General features: G+C 43.4%; 15 protein-coding genes. 1 reads left to right on the top strand and 14 read right to left on the bottom strand.

Features of this window, described 5'->3' with window-relative positions; all coding sequences use genetic code 11:
* Positions 1-308: 308 nt before the first annotated feature.
* Positions 309-1,466 (top strand): phosphatidylinositol-specific phospholipase C1-like protein, encoded by a 1,158-nt coding sequence (locus tag ACL8WY_RS15475; protein WP_436515662.1) that lies wholly within the window; start codon positions 309-311, stop codon positions 1,464-1,466.
* Between the two features lie 290 nt (positions 1,467-1,756).
* Here the strand turns inward: ACL8WY_RS15475 and ftsZ are convergent, their stop codons facing one another.
* The 14 genes from ftsZ to mraZ form a co-directional block, all read right to left on the bottom strand.
* Positions 1,757-3,316: a cell division protein FtsZ gene (gene ftsZ, locus ACL8WY_RS15470; protein WP_436515661.1), complete on the bottom strand. Its 1,560-nt coding sequence runs from the start codon at positions 3,314-3,316 to the stop codon at positions 1,757-1,759.
* A gap of 71 nt (positions 3,317-3,387) precedes the next feature.
* Complete coding sequence (gene ftsA / locus ACL8WY_RS15465) at positions 3,388-4,683, bottom strand: cell division protein FtsA (protein ID WP_436515660.1); 1,296 nt, start codon at positions 4,681-4,683, stop codon at positions 3,388-3,390.
* Positions 4,684-4,822: 139 nt separating this feature from the next.
* Entirely contained in the window at positions 4,823-5,623 is an 801-nt protein-coding gene (locus tag ACL8WY_RS15460) for a cell division protein FtsQ/DivIB (RefSeq protein WP_436515659.1), read from the bottom strand.
* The gene (murC, locus tag ACL8WY_RS15455) at positions 5,574-7,004 is read right to left on the bottom strand and encodes a UDP-N-acetylmuramate--L-alanine ligase (protein ID WP_436515658.1); all 1,431 of its coding nucleotides are present in this window, start codon (positions 7,002-7,004) and stop codon (positions 5,574-5,576) included. The genes ACL8WY_RS15460 and murC overlap by 50 nt, the downstream gene beginning before the upstream one ends.
* Positions 7,004-8,083, bottom strand: a complete 1,080-nt coding sequence (gene murG / locus ACL8WY_RS15450; protein ID WP_436518065.1) for an undecaprenyldiphospho-muramoylpentapeptide beta-N-acetylglucosaminyltransferase — start codon at positions 8,081-8,083, stop codon at positions 7,004-7,006. Before murG ends, murC begins: the two co-directional genes overlap by 1 nt.
* A 41-nt stretch (positions 8,084-8,124) precedes the next feature.
* A complete protein-coding gene (locus tag ACL8WY_RS15445) occupies positions 8,125-9,276 on the bottom strand; it encodes an FtsW/RodA/SpoVE family cell cycle protein (protein WP_436515657.1) in 1,152 nt (383 codons plus the stop codon).
* The gene (gene murD / locus ACL8WY_RS15440; RefSeq protein ID WP_436515656.1) at positions 9,273-10,652 is read right to left on the bottom strand and encodes a UDP-N-acetylmuramoyl-L-alanine--D-glutamate ligase; all 1,380 of its coding nucleotides are present in this window, start codon (positions 10,650-10,652) and stop codon (positions 9,273-9,275) included. The genes ACL8WY_RS15445 and murD overlap by 4 nt, the downstream gene beginning before the upstream one ends.
* Positions 10,652-11,020, bottom strand: a complete 369-nt coding sequence (locus ACL8WY_RS15435) for a hypothetical protein (protein ID WP_436515655.1) — start codon at positions 11,018-11,020, stop codon at positions 10,652-10,654. Before ACL8WY_RS15435 ends, murD begins: the two co-directional genes overlap by 1 nt.
* Positions 11,020-12,195: a phospho-N-acetylmuramoyl-pentapeptide-transferase gene (gene mraY, locus ACL8WY_RS15430; protein WP_436515654.1), complete on the bottom strand. Its 1,176-nt coding sequence runs from the start codon at positions 12,193-12,195 to the stop codon at positions 11,020-11,022. The genes ACL8WY_RS15435 and mraY overlap by 1 nt, the downstream gene beginning before the upstream one ends.
* Positions 12,196-12,198: 3 nt before the next feature.
* A complete protein-coding gene (locus ACL8WY_RS15425; RefSeq protein WP_436515653.1) occupies positions 12,199-13,650 on the bottom strand; it encodes a UDP-N-acetylmuramoyl-L-alanyl-D-glutamate--2,6-diaminopimelate ligase in 1,452 nt (483 codons plus the stop codon).
* Complete coding sequence (locus tag ACL8WY_RS15420) at positions 13,650-15,749, bottom strand: penicillin-binding protein (RefSeq protein WP_436515652.1); 2,100 nt, start codon at positions 15,747-15,749, stop codon at positions 13,650-13,652. Before ACL8WY_RS15420 ends, ACL8WY_RS15425 begins: the two co-directional genes overlap by 1 nt.
* Positions 15,746-16,108 carry an FtsL-like putative cell division protein gene (locus tag ACL8WY_RS15415; RefSeq protein WP_436515651.1) on the bottom strand — a complete coding sequence of 121 codons (363 nt, stop codon included), beginning with the start codon at positions 16,106-16,108 and terminating at the stop codon, positions 15,746-15,748. Before ACL8WY_RS15415 ends, ACL8WY_RS15420 begins: the two co-directional genes overlap by 4 nt.
* Positions 16,109-16,177: 69 nt before the next feature.
* Complete coding sequence (gene rsmH, locus ACL8WY_RS15410) at positions 16,178-17,092, bottom strand: 16S rRNA (cytosine(1402)-N(4))-methyltransferase RsmH (protein WP_436515650.1); 915 nt, start codon at positions 17,090-17,092, stop codon at positions 16,178-16,180.
* A gap of 88 nt (positions 17,093-17,180) precedes the next feature.
* Positions 17,181-17,624 (bottom strand): division/cell wall cluster transcriptional repressor MraZ, encoded by a 444-nt coding sequence (mraZ, locus tag ACL8WY_RS15405; RefSeq protein WP_436515649.1) that lies wholly within the window; start codon positions 17,622-17,624, stop codon positions 17,181-17,183.
* Positions 17,625-17,687: the final 63 nt, after the last annotated feature.

Raw genomic sequence — 17,687 nt, 5'->3', positions numbered from 1 at the left:
ATTGGGTGAAACAAGCATTGAAGCGCCAAAATGATTATACCAAGAATCCCCGGACGGACAGATTATTTCACTTTTACCAGCGCTCTTTCCTTTTTCCGATTTTCAATGTGCAGGTGTGCCTGGGCGGTATCTTTCAAATTATTCTGCTTCCATGATTTTTTTGCTATGTCGGTAAGTTCTAAAAAAAGAAGCTAAGATGCTACAGCACCTTTCGGTTTAGGGTATTCAAGAGAACTATTTAAGCAGATTAGAGTTTCGAATACCGAGCGTGTTATATTAACATGTATTCATAAAGCAAAATACTGGCTATGCTATCTTTTGTCAAAAACGTCCGATTCGGCATTTTTTTCAAGTTCTTCCTTTTTGAAATAATTGTCTACCTCCTATTATTCATATCAATTATGACCTTTTCTTCTTGCAATGGGGACACTGAAATACCTGATACTAATGCATTAGACGATGACTGTGAATGTCTCAATGACATTCAGGTTATTGGCAGTCATAACAGTTATAAGATAGCAGTTGAACAACCGATTTTAGACTTTATTGCTCAGCTAGATCAGGCATTGTCACAGAGCCTGGAGTACGAACATATTTCTATCTCCGCACAATTGGACCTTGGTATTCGCAACCTTGAGTACGATGTTTTCTATGATCCCGAAGGTGGACATTACGCTAATCCTCAAGGCTTGGATGTGATAAGGGATGCCGGATTTACCCCACTGCCTTATGATGAAGATAATGTCTTGGAAGGTCCCGGACTCAAGATGTTTCACACGCAGGATGTCGATTTTAGAAGTCACCACCTGCTATTCACAGATGGGTTGCTGGCTTTAAAAGAATGGTCAGATCAGCATTCGGATCACACGCCAATAATCGTGTTGATTAATGCGAAGGATAATGTTATTCCGATAATCAGAGAACCTGTTCCTTTTGACATTGCCGGGATGAAACTCATTGATGATGAAATAGCTGATGTTTTCGACCCGAGTCAGCTCATCACTCCTGATGATGTTAGAAATAATTTTTCAACATTGGAAGAAGCCGTTCTTACAGACGGATGGCCATCTTTAGATGAGGTGCGAGGGAAAATCCTTTTTGTGCTTGACGAAGGTGAGACCAAAACTAATCTGTATCTATCGTCATTTCAAGGTCTCCAAAATGCGGCCATGTTTGTGAATGTAGCAGGTGGAAATCCGGAAGCCGCCTTTCACATTGTCAACGATCCAATAGCTAATCAGGAGGAAATCCAAAGATTGGTTAGGTTAGGTTATATGGTTCGCACCAGAGCTGATTCAGATACATTTGAAGCAAGAGCTAACGATAATCGACGATTTGAAGCTGCAATTACTTCCGGAGCTCAGGTTATTTCCACTGACTATTACATTCCTTCCGGTTTATTCGATTCCGACTATCAGGTGATTTTTGAGGATGGGACGTATGAGCGATTGCAAGGAAGTGAATAAGGTTAATTCAAGTTGATTCGCTGCTAATACTTGAAGATGCCGGATCAAGTCCGGCATGACAGAGCGTTCATATGCTTGGACTGTATTAAAAACAATCAAGCCCCGACCTTGGCCGGGGCTCATTCTTGGCAGAATACCGGATCACGTCCGGCAGATCCCGCATCAAGTGCGGGACATGTATGACTAACACCTACGTTAACCATGTCTTTGGACGATAACCATCATTACGAACCAAACTGATGCAACCTGTAAAAAGATCGCTTCGCATTCACTCGCGATGACGAGAATGACTAATCCACGTTATCGTGCAAGAATTTATTATTTCCTAAAATTTGATTTTCCTCGTTCAAATTGAACTTCGAGATGTTGCGCTCTGCTGAGTGAGGTACATTCTGAAGTTTTACTTGCTTGCGCTCGTAAGCTGGGACATCCAGTCGCTCTTTAAACTCCTCTGTCTCCATCTCGAACTTCTTGCTTGAAAACATCGCTTCACGCTCTGCTCGCTCCTGCGCTAATCGTACTTGCTTAGAACTGGGGCTCGCAGCAAAAGCATCCTCAATGTTTATCTCATTTTCATGAACAGACTCATCCTGCTCATGGTCAAAAGCCCTTGTAAAGTCGAATTCGAAGGATGACTGCTCCGTTGGACGTTTCTCACGTTGATCTTCTTCTTCTACCTCCCGCTTAATCTCATCTTTGAGTGAGCTGAACTCATAGTTCCAATCCTCTACTCCTTCCTTGTCTTTGGTGTCCTCTATTTCAAACATGAAATCAGAGGTATTGTCCACTTTTGGTGTTTCTTCAATTTCCCTTTGAGAATTTAAATCGAAGCGACGTGCCTCTTCTTCTTTGGAAATATACTCACCATCTTCAGCTACTTTTCCAAAGCCAGTGGCAATAACTGTCACGCGAATGTTTTCGCCTAAGCTGCTATCCACACCGTGACCGAAGATTACCTCTGCATTGTCTCCGGCGTATTCCTGGATGTAATCTGTGATGTCCGTCAGCTCATCCATCTGAAGCTCGGCTTCCTCACCTGAGATGATGGAAAGAAGAATTTTCTCTGCACCATAGATATCATGCTGATTCAAAAGTGGAGAGTTGAGCGCTTCTTCTGCTGCTCTTCTTGCTCTATTGTCTCCGATGGTTTTGGATGATCCCATGACCGCCGGACCTGCGCCCTTCATTACGGTTTTTACATCTTCAAAATCGACGTTTACATAACCAGGAACGGTGATAATCTCCGCTATTCCTTTGGCTGCAGTTGTCAAGACATTATCTGCTTGTGCAAATGCGTCACTGATGGAAAGGTTGCCATAGATCTCACGAAGCTTATCGTTCATGATCACGAGCACGGTATCACAGTACTTTTTCAGTTCCTTGATTCCTTCCTCTGCAGCTTTCATTTTTTTCTTGCCTTCAAAAGCAAATGGTGCTGTGACAATACCCACAGTAAGGATATTCAGTTCACTGGCCACTTGCGCAATCACGGGAGCTGCACCTGTTCCGGTGCCTCCGCCCATTCCTGCGGTGATGAAGACCATTTTCGTGTCTTGCGAGAGTAGGTCACGAATTTCTTCTTTGCTTTCTACAGCGGCATTTTTGCCTCGTTCAGGATTCGCTCCTGCTCCCAAACCACTGGTCAGATTGTTTCCTATCTGAAGCCTGTTTGGTACTGCACTGCTTTCCAGTGCCTGATGGTCGGTGTTACAAACCACAAATTCTACGTCCCGGATCCCCAGGCTGTACATGTGATTAACAGCGTTGCTGCCGCCGCCTCCAACACCCACCACCTTGATGATGGATTTGTGATGTGACGGTAAGTCGAATTGATACATATTTTCTGCCATAATTATAAAAGTTTTGAGTTCAGAGTTTCGAGTTTTGAGCTGTCTCGCAGCTCATAACCAGTAACTCGCCACTAATTAATTTTATCATCAAAATCGTCGATTAAAAGGCCTTTGGTTTTCTCCAGAATGTTGGAAAAGAATTTATTGCCTTGCTTCAATTTTTTCTTGCCGTCTCCTTTCATCGAAGGAGACTCAGAATATCTTGCTTGTCGAATATCTAATGCTTTGAATCCGGAAAGTACCAGACCAACGGTTGTGGCAAACATTGGGCTCTTCGCCGCATCTACTTTGCTTCTACCTAAGTGCTCGTTTGGATATCCAATACGTGCATCCAACCCGGTCATGTATTCAAATAGCTGACTCAGATTGATCAACTGCGATCCGCCACCAGTCACCACGATACCCGCTGCTAGTTTTTTGTTGTAGCCTGAGCTAATGATCTCAGTGTGAACCAGCTCGATGATCTCTTCCATCCTTGCTTCTATAATATGTGCAAGGTTCTTGATTGAAATCTCCTTTGGAGGCCTGTTTCTCAAACCGGGAATGGATACGATCTCATTCGGACTTGCTTCTTCAGAGATGGCTTTTCCAAATTTGGTTTTCAGCAATTCAGCTTGATGTTCCATCACCATGCAGCCCTGCTTGATGTCAGAGGTAATGATATTACCACCGAAAGGGATCACGGCAGTGTGACGAATGATATTGTCATAGAAGACTGCCACATCTGTGGTACCACCTCCTATGTCTACCAGACATACACCTGCCTCTTTCTCCTCATCGCTTAAAACAGATAGGCTGGACGCGAGTGGTTCCAAAATGAGATTCTCAATCTGGAGCCCAGCCTTTTTCACACACTTGTTTATGTTGTTGATTGCGTTGGTCTGTGCTGTAATGATGTGGAAGTCGGCCTCAAGCTTCACTCCGGTCATTCCCACAGGATCCATAATTCCGTCTTCGTAATCCACGATATAATCTTGTGGCATCACATGGATGATTTCACTTCCGGGAGGTGTCACGATGCGATGCATATCGCTATTCAATCGTGCCAAGTCTTCGATCGTGATTTCACCTTCAGCGTTTTCGCGTGTAATCCCGCCGTGATGAACCGCACTTTTTATATGCTGCCCGGCAATCCCCACGTTGACCACCCCGATATCGATGCCTGACTGCTCACTGGCTTCTGCAATGGCCTTCTCTATGGCACGTACGGTCTTGTCAATGTTTGTTACGATTCCACGGATCACACCATCAGACACAGCTTTGCCCATGCCCAGTATTTCGAGCTTTCCGTACTCATTTTTCTTTCCGACAATGACACAAATCTTTGTGGTGCCTATGTCTAATCCAACGATGATTTTGTCTTCCATTTCTTTAGTAATTAGTTATTAGTAACTAGTAGTTAGCATTCACATCTCCTGTCATTAAACTTATCCACCTCAATAGGAGGAATAGATCCTTCACTCCGCTCAGGATGACATATTAAAATGATATTTCTAACTCTTTTGGTCATTCGCAAATAATTTGATTTTCAAACTTCAGATTTACTCTGTCGTATGTGTTCCATCCCTTTTTGGGCAAAATCTCTTTATAGAAAGTCATCAACTTTGAAAACTTGCTATCAAAATCCTCAGGCATTCCAAACTCAATGGTTTGCTTCGTTACCTGTGGGTACAAAACTATTTCTCCATCCTTTTGAATGAGGATGTGAGCAATCTGAGCTCTCCAGAATTCATTCCTTTCGATATACATCAAAAGTTCAAACACCTGAGTGCCGTATTTACTTTCATTAAGATTTGCATCCCATCCAAACTCAAAGTCTGTCTCCATGAGCGGCACGCGTGCGGTATGCTTGGCATTAACAGGGAGCACTCTTCCATCAGAATCGATGTATCTATCTTTTTTACCATCTATGAACAATCGAGCAATGGGCTTGCTTTGCTCTACCCTCACTTGCAGGTTGCCTTTAAGGTCTCTATACACCTGAGCATCCTTTACAAATGGATTCGCCTCGACTCGTTCCTCAAGTACTTTCGGCTCCAGATTTCCCATCTCTACACCAATCACATAGTCGGCGCTTTTGTCGGTCATCAGGTCCACTACTTCTAATTGATCGGTGAAGAAAATTCCATCCTGTTCCAGAATCTCTACTTTGACTTCATCAATCTTGCGACTGTTATTTTTGATACCTACGAAGGTGATCAGTGATAGCAGAAGTAACCCGCTAAATGAGTAGATCAATATATTTTTCTTTTCTTCCTTACTCATCGCCTTCTGCTTTAGAATTTTCTTCGGACTCTGTGTCTTCATCAGGTTGAGGTTCGAACTTATTCCTCAGATACTTCGCAATCTTTGGAACCTCCCGATCAATATCTCCAGCTCCTATTGTCACCACGATATCAAGGTTGTGCTTGTCTAACTCCTCAATCAAATTTTCTTTGGTAGCCATCACCTTCTTTTCATTATCCATCAGGTCGAAGATGGTTTTTGAGGATATCCCCTCGATTGGTTCTTCTCTTGCTGGATAAATGTCGAGTAATATCACTTCATCTGCTTTGTCTAGTGCTTCTGCAAAAGCAGCTTTAAAATCTCTTGTTCTGGAGTACAGGTGTGGCTGGAAGATCGCTGTGATTTTGCGTTTACCTGCCAGTGATCTCACCGACTTCAAAAAGGCGTTAATTTCTTCCGGGTGATGTGCATAATCATCAATTAGCGTGGTATGCTGGCTCCTGTAGATATATTCGAAACGTCTTTTAACACCTGAATAGGTCTTCATTCGCTTGCGAATATCCTTGCCTTCCATACCCATATCAAGTGCCACCGTAATGGCCGCTAAGGCATTTTCCACATTGTGATAGCCAGGTACTTCTACATATACGTCTGAGATTTTCTCCATACCATAGCGATAGGTAAACACGAAAGCTCCGTTCACGATACGCAAAGCATCGGCTACTGCATCACCGTTTCGGATGGCATAGGAGGTGTACTTATTTCCAGGGTTGATCTTGAATCCCGCTTCCGAGTACATCAGAACTTTTCCATCCTTGGGTGTCCTTTTCACAAACTCTTCGTACGTATCCAGCATCGCTGTTTCATCACCATAAATATCCAGGTGATCCGGGTCGAGCGATGTAATGATGGTATAGTTTGGATTGAGCTGCATGAAGGAACGGTCATACTCATCTGCCTCCACCACCACAGGTGCCTTAGCATCTCCAATGATGAGATTAGTTCCGGTATTGGTCATGATCCCGCCTACGAAAGCTGTGCAACCCTTGCGTGAAGAACTTAATAAATGAGCAATCATGGATGTGGTTGTGGTCTTTCCATGTGTGCCTGCGACCGCAATCGTGTAATGGTTATCAGTGATCATCCCGAGTACTTCAGAACGTTTCTTCACATGAAAGCCATTGTCACGGAAGTAGTTTAACTCCATGTGATCGGTAGGAACCGCAGGTGTATACACAACCAACGTGCTCTCTTTCGCCAGAAATGTATCCGGAATCATATCCAGCTGATCTTCATAGTGAACATCCATTCCCTCCTCTACCAATTGTCTGGTAAGGTCAGATTCGGTTTTATCATAGCCAGCTACGGGCATTTTCTTGGCATGGAACCAACGAGCCAATGCGCTCATGCCGATACCACCGATACCGATAAAGTAGACGCTATTTACTTCTTTTAATTCCATCAGGCTATGAGTTTAATTACTTCATTCGCAATGTCAACAGCTGCATTTTCATGCGCCATTTCATATATGTTTTTTGAAAGCTTCTCTTGTCGTTTTTTATCGTTTATCAATTCAATCGCTTCATCTACCAACCTCTTCATGGCCTCCTTGTCTGCAACCATTTCAGCTGCTGCTTTATCCACTAGCGCTTTCGCATTTATGGTTTGATGGTCTTCGGCCACATTTGGTGAGGGTACCAGAATTGCTGGCTTCCCCGTAAGCATCAATTCAGCGATGGAGAGTGCGCCAGCCCGGGAGATCACCACATTTGCGCAAGCATAGGCGAAATCCATTTGGAAGATGAAATCTTTCAAAATCACTTTTCCTCCCTGTCCATCAGCTCGCTCTTTCATTTCTTCATGATAAAACCCACCACATTGCCAGATCAATTGTATGCCCTCATTCTTCAACTTGTCTAGTCCGGCAATGACACTCTCGTTGAGTGTGCGTGCTCCTAGACTTCCACCAATCACCAGTAGTGTTGGCTTTGCACTGTCGAGTTCAAAATACTTGTACGCTTCGTCTCTTCGGTTGGGATTCAACTTGATGGTCTTGCGAACCGGGTTGCCGGTTACAACGAGCTTATTAGCTGGGAAATATTTTTCCATGCCATCGTGAGCGACGCAGATCTTATTCACCTTTTTTGCCAGCCATTTATTGGTCAATCCAGCATAAGAGTTTTGCTCTTGAATAAGGGTTGGAACTCCTTTCTTCGTGGCTGCATATAGCAAAGGCCCACTGGCATATCCACCAACTCCTACTACCACATCTGGCTTAAATTTCTTTAGTAAACCGTATGATTTTACTATGCTTGATACCAACTTGAATGGAAACATCAAGTTGCCTGGTGTGATTTTTCGTTGGATGCCACTGATCCACAGACCTTCGATCTCAAAGCCTGCAGCTGGAACCTTGTCCATCTCCATCTTTCCTTTCGCACCTACGAATAGAATCTCTACATTCTGCAAAGTGTCTTTCAGTGCTTGAGCAATGGAAATAGCCGGATAGATGTGGCCGCCAGTGCCTCCACCGCTAATCATGATCCGCAAGGGACGTTGACGATATGTGCGTTCCTTTTCGATTAGGCTGCTTCTTTATATTGATTCCCTATAGCATTTCCAAAACGATCGATCTCTCCCCGGCTCACACTAAGAATGATTCCCAACGCCAGGCCAGCGAATAGCTGAGATGTTCCTCCCATGCTTATAAACGGTAGCGTTAGACCTGTTACCGGACCTAATCCAACGGCTACACCCATGTTTACTAGGGCCTGTATCACCAGCGCAAAGCTGAGTCCTGCGGAAAGCAAGCCTCCGTATGCACGGTCATTATCTTCTGCTGCTTTCATCCCGCGATAAAGTAAGGCGAGATATAAAAACAGTATTGTGATGCCACCAACCAGACCATATTCTTCCAGGATGATTGCATAGATGAAATCTGAATATGGATGAGGAAGAAAATTTCTTTGATCACTTTGTCCCGGACCTTTTCCAACAACACCGCCTGAAGCTATTGCGATATATGCCTGCTTGGCTTGGTATGGTGTATCGTTATTGATAAAGTCTTCAACACGTGAAATTGCTGTGCCACCTCGCTGACCAACCATAAACGCGACCGATCCAAAGGATGCGCAAATCACAACCAGCATCGCTAAGTACTTCACTGGCACACGCCCAATGAATAATACGAGCATACAAGTCAAGAAGAGCAGGATTGCAGACGAGAAGTTTGTCAGTGCGATCAATCCGCAGATCAACCCAATCCAAAATAGCATCGGGACGATTGCCTTCTGAAAGTCTTCAATGGAATTTTGGCGCTTAGCCAGCATACTCGCTAGCGTTACCAGCAATGCCAGTTTTGCCAGATCAGATGGCTGAAATGCTTGATTAATAACAGGTATAGTTATCCACCTGGAAGCTTCGTTGATGTTTGTACCGAAAGCCCATGTGAATATCAAAAGCGGTACGCAAAGCCACAGCACCAATTTGGAAATCTTGGAATAGTAGCGATAGTCAATGCGGTGAGCTATCCATATAGCTCCTAAACTCACGATTACCAGGATAGAATGCTTGATGAGATAGTACTCAGTGTTTCCATCCATCATCTTGTAGGCGAGACTGCCTGTGGCACTATACACCACCAAAATGCTAAATAAAGAAAGGATAAGCACGATGAACCAAATCACCGGGTCACCTTTCAGGTTTCGATATGCCCAATCTTTTACTTCGTTCATGCCTCTTTCATTTTTAATTTCTTACTCAGCTTGCTTACTGCTCGCTTAAACTTATCGCCCCGATCTTCATAATTGCTGAACAGATCAAAGCTGGCGCATGCTGGTGATAGCAAAATCACATCTCCTTCTTTGGCCCACTCGTGAGCTTGCTCTACAGCTTTCATTGCACTATCAACTTCAGCGATTTGATCAATGCTTGAACCGAAAAAGTCGGTCAAAGCCTGATTGTCTTTGCCCAGGCAGATCAAGGATTTCACCTTCTTCTTCACCAACTTCTCGATTTGTGAATAGTCGTTTCCTTTGTCTATTCCACCTGCAATCCAAATAATATCCCCTTTTACACCATCCAAGGCATAAAAAACAGAGTCCACATTCGTTGCCTTGGAATCGTTGATGTAAGCGGCACCATCAATCTCTTCTACAAACTCTAGTCTGTGTGGTGCGTTTTTAAAATTTTTCAATCCTTTAAGCACTTTTTCTATTGGTACTTCCATGCATAGTGAGCTCAAAACGGCTGCCATGCTATTGACCATATTGTGCTTTCCTATCAGTGAAATTTCTGATAGTGGGATCTCATATTGTTTATTGTCTTGCTTGAATTGATAATTGAATATCAAGTGCTCGTCTTTCAGGTAGGCACTCAATTTATCATTGTTTGAGGCGGTCATAGCAAACATGCTCGCTTCAATTTTTCGTCTACTTACCTCTTCTGAAACTGGCTCAGAATCTGCGCAGTATATGAATGCCTGCTCATTGGTCAGGTTCTCAACAATTTTGAATTTTGAAGTGACGTATTTGTTGAAATTGTTCTCGTATCGATCGAGATGATCCGGTGTGATATTGAGAAGCACAGCAACATCCGGACGGAAATTCGCAATACCATCCAATTGAAAACTGCTTACCTCCACTACGTAGTAATGGAACCCGCCTTCCGCCACCAGCCCGGCAAGGCTCTTGCCAATATTTCCTCCTAACGCTACCTTGTAACCAGCTGTTTTTAGCAGGTGATACGTAAGCAATGAAGTAGTGGTCTTTCCGTTTGTGCCAGTAATCGCGATCACTCTTGCCTTATCAATAAATCGATAGGCAAACTCAATTTCGGAGATGACAGGTGTGTCTTTTGCTACTAATTTTTGAATCAAAGGCGCGGAATCAGGAATACCCGGACTTTTAACCACCAGAGTAGCATTCATGATCAACTCCTCAGAGTGTCCTCCTTCTTCAAAATCAATTTTTTGGCTTTTCAACGTTCTCCTGCGCCCAGGTGCCAGGCTTGAGCCGTCAGATAGGAATACCTCATAGCCCTTTTGCTGAGCAAGTATGGCCGCACCTACGCCGCTCTCACCTCCGCCTAATATGACTATGCGCGTATTCATTATTCTTCTTCTTTTACTTTTTTGTCAATGATGTAATCAAAACATTTGGAGTACAGAGCTATCAAGTCATAGCCTTCTTTTAAGAAGTCATTTATCAGACTGATTTGTTGTTTCTTATTGGCGATTTCCAATTGATCAAGAATGAACAAAACTTCATCGGATTCATCCTCCAAAATGCCCATGATCTGACCAAATTTCACCTCCGTATCAGCAGCAAGAAGCTTTGAAAATTGATTATCAATTTTTCGGGCACACCTGATCAACATGGATGTGGCTTGCACCAAAGAACCCGATGGGATCAACTCAGAAAGTTGTACTGCGCCTTTCTGAAACTTTTCGTTTAATTCATGAATTTCTGTTACTGTCATTACCTGATTTTTAGCGTTGCAAGAGTGAAAATGGCTAAGAGAATTCCTACAATCCAGAATCGACCGACGATTTTGGCTTCATGTATTCCCTTCTTTTGATAATGGTGATGGAGAGGTGACATCAAAAAGATTCGTCTTCCTTCACCGTATTTCTTTTTGGTATACTTGAAATAAGCTACCTGAATGATTACCGATAGATTCTCGATTACGAGAATTCCACATAGGATCGGGATCAATAATTCTTTTCGAATGACGAATGCCAGCACGGCAATGATCCCACCTAATGACAGGCTTCCTGTATCCCCCATGAATACCTGCGCTGGATAGGCGTTGTACCACAGAAAGCCAACGCAAGCGCCCACAAAGGCAGTACAGAAGATCACCAGTTCCCCGGAGTTGGGTATGAACATGATGTTCAGGTAGTCTGCAAAAATGGCATTGCCAGAAAGGTACGCGAGCACAGCAAGCGTCAAACCAATGATTGCACATGTGCCTGCAGCCAAGCCGTCAAGTCCATCTGTGATGTTTGCTCCATTGGAAACCGCGGTTATTATGAAAATGACAACAGCAACATATAGCACCCAAGAATAGTCAGCGAGAAATTCAGGAAGTAACCAATCATACTGGAATTCATTATTGGCTACAAAAGGGATGGTTGTTAGCAGTGAATTCTCATCCTTGAACGCTTCTCCAGAGAAGTCTCTTACAACGATATCCTCATGGAATACCATAACCAGACCAACAAGGATACCAAGCCCGATCTGTCCGATGACCTTAAACTTTCCTCTGAGCCCCTCTTTATTTTCTTTTTTTACTTTCAGATAGTCATCCAGAAATCCGATCGCTCCCATCCAAAATGCCGAAATGATCAACAAGATGATATAGATATTACTTAGGTCTGCCAACAGTAATGTTGGGATGACGATACCGGAGATGATAATTATCCCACCCATGGTTGGTGTGCCTTTCTTCTCCATCTGCCCTTCAAGTCCTAAATCACGGATAGATTCACCCAGCTGATATCTGCGAAGCATGTTGATAAGCTGCTTTCCGAACGTGATGGTAATGAGTAGCGATAGCAATGCCGCCATTCCAGCACGGAACGAGATATACTGAAACAGTCCCGCTCCGGGGAAGTCAATTTCATTCAGATAGTCGAATAAATAATTCAGCATCTCTTAGTTCAATAATTCATTTAAAATCTCGCGATCATCAAAATGATGACGCTTTCCATTTATTTCCTGATAATTCTCATGACCTTTTCCGGCCACAAGTATTATGTCTTTGTCATTTGCCAGGTTGCAAGCCGTACGAATAGCTTCCTTGCGATCTTCTATTATCATCACATTGCGTTCCTTGGATTTCGGTATCCCGGCTTTCATATCTTCCAAAATCTGCTTCGGATCTTCTGTTCGCGGATTGTCTGAAGTCAAAATGATTTTGTCACTAAAGCGTGCAGCGATATCCGCCATCTTTGGCCGCTTGGTTTTGTCACGGTCACCTCCACATCCAATCACTGTTACCAATACCTCATTCTTAGTTCTCAGATCTTGAATGGTTTTCAAAACATTCTCCAATGCATCAGGCGTGTGCGCATAGTCCACTATCGCCATAATGTTAGAGGTATTCTCGACTGCCTCGAATCTTCCACTTGCTCCCGAAGTAGTAGAAAGTGCGCTTAAAGCATCTTCTTTCTCTTCTCCTAGCAGAACAGCCACTGCGTAAGCCGTTAATAGATTATATGCGTTGAATTGGCCGATTAGTTTAAACCAAACATCTACTCCATCGAAGTTGAGTTCCAGTCCTTGCAAAGTGTTATGAATGATCCGTGCCTTATAGTCAGCCATAGATCTAATACCCATTCTGTGCTTATCTGCTTTTGTATTTTGCAACATCACGGTTCCGCGCTTGTCATCCACATTTACCAATGCAAATGATTCTGAAGAAAGTCCGTCAAAGAGCAACTTCTTCGCTGCGATGTATTCATCAAAAGTTTTGTGATAGTCCAAGTGATCATGTGAGATATTGGTGAATACCGCACCTGTGAAATGGACGCCAGCAACTCGCTGTTGTACCAGAGCATGGGAACTTACTTCCATGAAACAGTGTGTGCATCCACCCTCGACCATTTCGGCCAAAAGTGCATTTAACTGTACTGAATCAGGTGTCGTAAAGCTGGTAGATAAGACCTTCTGATTAATCTTGTTTTCTACTGTTGAAAGTAAGCCCGCCGAATAGCCCAGGTTTTGGAAAAGCTCAAAAAGCAAGGTGACACAAGTGGTCTTTCCATTTGTGCCGGTAATGCCAATAAGCTTAATTTTTTCTGAAGGTCGTCCATAGAAGTTGGAAGTAATGATCCCCAAGGCTTCTGCTGAATCATCTGTTTGAACAACCGTAACATCTTTTCCAAGGTCTTCTCGGATTTGCTCACACACGATCACTTTTGCACCGCTTTCAATTGCAGTTTCTATGAAATCATGACCATCTACGGTAAGGCCTTTTACCGCTACAAACAAGAAACCTTTTTCAACCTTTCGAGAGTCAAATGCAATACCTGCAATTTTCTCTTCTCTGTTGCCGGTGAGTGATCTGAGCGTAACTCCAAACAATATGTCTTTCAGCGTTTGCATTAGCTCATCTGGAGTTTTATCGTTAAACCTTTCGTAATTTTTCCGCCAGGAGTCATGGATTGAGTTGATACCCGACCTCTTCCTTTTACTTCTACCTCAAGTCCCAGATTTTCTAAGACATAGATGGCGTCACGTAGCGTCATGCCTCTGACATCCGGCACAACCTTATACTTGATGTTATTCCCTTTCCAGTAGACCGCATCATTGATGACTGATGTCTTCACCCATTCTGCTTCAGACTTGGCATGATTTGAGATACCTAGTTCATTGCAAATCATGGTTAGCTCTTCACGCTTTCCCGCTTTGATATATGGAAATACGCCGGTCACAAATGTGCGCTCTTGTGTACCTATTTCATGCATATCCAGCTCCAAAGAATAGATCTTATCCGCGATTTCCTTGAAAACTGGAGCTGACACATCACTACCATAGATTTGATATCCTTTTGGATTATCAATGACTACAATGCAGCTGTATCTTGGAGCCTCAGCAGGGAAGTATCCGGCGAATGAAGTATAATATTCCTTCACGTAGCGTCCGTTCTTCACTTTCTTAGCTGTACCCGTTTTGCCGGCAATTTTGTAGTGACTGTGGTTGATGTTTTTAGCTGTGCCACGTTCTACTACTCCCTCCATCATCAATCGGAGTTGTGTCAACGTCTCTTTAGAAGCAATTCGATCATTGATTATTTCTGTATCAAACTCTTCCACCATACGATCCGCTTTCATCACACCTTTCACGATCATCGGCTTCACCATCTTGCCATTGTTCGCCACTGCGTTGTACAATGCCAGCATTTGAAGAGGTGTCATTTTTAGCTCGTATCCATGCGACATCCATGGAAGGCTTACTCCACTCCATGTGCTATCTGATGGGTCTTTGATGTACGGCTTACCTTCACCAACCATTTGAAAATCAAGTGGTTGATGTAAATTCATTCGCTTTAAATAATTAATGAATTTCTCAGGTTCATTGTCGAAGTAGTGAGATACTAGCTTAGCCACTCCGATGTTTGAAGACTTCTCAAATACCTCCTGAATGGTCAGCTTACCAAAGCCTCCAGGTTTGTGATCACGCAAGGTTTTATCATAAAATTCCAGCTTGCCATCTCCTGTGTCAATTGAATCAGAAAGCTTAATGTCCGTTTCTTCGAGAAGGGCAATCATACTCGCAAGCTTAAAGGTGGAGCCTGGCTCACGTGAACCCTGACTACCAACAGCATAGTTGTATCGTTCGTAGTAATCACCTTCACTGTTGCGACTCAAGTTAGAGATTGCTTTGATCTGGCCCGTGCTTACTTCCATCACAATTGCTACGCCATAATCTGCGTCATGCTTTTGCAATTCATTGAGTAATGCAGACTCGGTGACATCCTGAAGGTCTACGTTGATGGTTGTTTGAATATCTAATCCATCTACCGGACGTCTTTCCGTGCCATCATAGATAGGCTTCCAGCCACCTCCAGCCATCTTCTGATAAAGTCCTTTGCCATTGATTCCAGCGAGCTGCTTATTAAAGCTGTATTCCAATCCAACCACGCCTCGATCATTGGCATTGACGCTTCCGATTGTGCGAATGCCTAAATGCGAAAATGGTAGAAAGCGTTTTTCTACCTTTTCGAACAATACACCACCCTTCAGCCGACCTTCTCTGAAGAGTGGCCAGTTTTCCATGAGTTTTTTGTCCTGGTAGCCAATTTCCTGACGATTGAGTGTGAGGTAACGTCTTCCCTTTTTCCGCGCGTCATCGATTTTGCGCTTGTATTGGGTTGGGGTCAAGTCTTTATAGTAACGTGCCAGCAAATAGCTAAGCGAATCGATGTTGTTTTTATACAATCCATTTGAAGGCAAGTATGGGTCGATCGCCAGCCTATAGAATGGCAATGAGGTTGCCAGCAAGCTACCATCATCTGCGTAGATATTTCCGCGAGTCGCTTTTACATTCATGGCCTGAATGCCCAATGTCTCGCCCATGCTTCTCCACTCTTCGCCTTCTACGTACTGGATCTTAGCAATACGAAACACAACTAATCCTGCCACCAGGAAGGTGAGGATGAATGCGATGCGAACGCGTAATACTATGTCTCTTTTTATGCTCACTCTTGTACTTCCCTAATCAATACCGGTGACTCCTTGCTCTCTTTTAAACCGAGCTCTGAAGCTCTTTTTGCTACCTCCGATTGCTTGCTTTCATACATGAAATCAGCTTTCAGAGTCGTGTAATCTGCTCTCAGGTCTTCAACTTCTGTTTCCAGGTGGTTGATATCCCGAACCTTCTTTTCCGCATAGTGGCGGTTTCCGATATAAAGCAGACATAAGAATGCCAGAAATAGTATTTGGGGAAGAAAACGCACGTGTATAACCTCGCTCATGGAGCTATCCATGCGTAGAAAGCGATTGATGAGACGGAATAAGCCTCCTCGCTCTTCTCTTTGGGGTAATTTGTAGGTGTTCTTCATAATACTAGTAGTTAGATGTTAGTAGCTAGACGCTAGACATTTGTCTATAATCCAACTGCCAATTACCAATCACTTTTTTCTGCCAATACGCAGCTTAGCGCTTCTCGCTCTGCTGTTTTCTTTAATTTCTGCCGCTTCGGGGACGATAGGCTTTCGGTTCACCGGGTCTAATACCCTGATTGGATTGCCGTAAAAGTCTTTTTCATCGACCCCTTTAATGTTTCCTTTATTGATGAAATTTTTAACCGGTCTGTCTTCTAGCGAGTGATAACTCATCACCACCAGTCTGCCATCTGCCTTTAGCACTTCGCCAGCCTGGACTAAAAATTCCTTGAGTGCTTCCAATTCTTCATTTACCTCTATTCGAATGGCCTGAAAGACCTGTGCGAGGTATTTAAGATCCCGACCTTTAGGAGCATTCTTCATGGCTATTGCCTTCAGCTGCTCATTGGTCTCGATGGGTAGGTTCATTCTGAAATTCACGATTTCCCTTGCGAGAGTTCGTGCATTCCTGATTTCCCCGTATGCACTCAAAATATGTATCAGGTCTTTTTCATCGTACTCATTGACTACTTCTCTGGCACTCTTAGTAGCGGCTTGATCCATTCGCATATCCAACACACCTTCTGCCCTAATGGTGAATCCACGCGCTGGTTCATCAAACTGATGGGAGCTAACTCCCAAATCTGCCAGAATACCATCCACTTCCGTGATGCCATGTAGTTTGAGATACTTTTTCAGAAACCTGAAATTTGACTCAATAAATGTAAAAGAACGTTTGCCCGACGTATCGAGCGCTTGTGCATTTTTCTCAGCATCTGCATCCTGATCAAAAGCTATAAGGTGTCCGGTTGATAATTGCTCAAGTATTGCTTTGCTGTGACCACCACCTCCGAAAGTCACATCCACATATACTCCATCCGGTTTGATATCCAGCCCTTCCATGCATTCTTTCAGCATAACCGGGTTGTGATACTCGCTCATGGTCTTAGACCACTTTTATATTGAGCTTTTACACCATTCCAACTTCCAACTTTACCCACAATCAACTTTTTCATTTCAACTGAAGGTTTTATTCGTCTAAGAACTTCTGTGCTAAATCTGAGTATTCGTTGGCATCTTCAATGAGGTGCTTATTGAATACATCTGGATTCCACATTTCTATATAGTTGCCCATGCCGATGAGAATTGCTTCTTTGTCTATCTGTGCGTGAGCGAGCATCGTCTTGGGTACCAGTATTCTGCTTGCGCTATCCAACTCCACCTGGGCGATACTCCTGAAAAAATTCCTTTTCAGCTTACGCTGCTCAGGATTGAATTCACTAAGTGATGAGATCTTGTGGTGTATTTTTTTGTACTCCACCATCGGGTAGAGGATTAGGTTCGGCTCGAATCCCTTCCGAATTACTAGTTCTGCAGTGGAGACCTCCGGAAGGTTGTTCTTGATCTTTGCAGGCAAGACCAACCTTCCTTTAGTATCCAACTTACACTCATACTCGCTTGTAAAAAACGTCATACTGAGCCTTGAAAAATATAAACCACCGAGACAAATGTAATCATTTTCTCCTATTTTCCTCCA

Source organism: Ekhidna algicida (assembly GCF_051379705.1).
GTDB lineage: Bacteria > Bacteroidota > Bacteroidia > Cytophagales > Cyclobacteriaceae > Ekhidna.
This window is presented reverse-complemented; position numbering and strand designations above follow the sequence as displayed.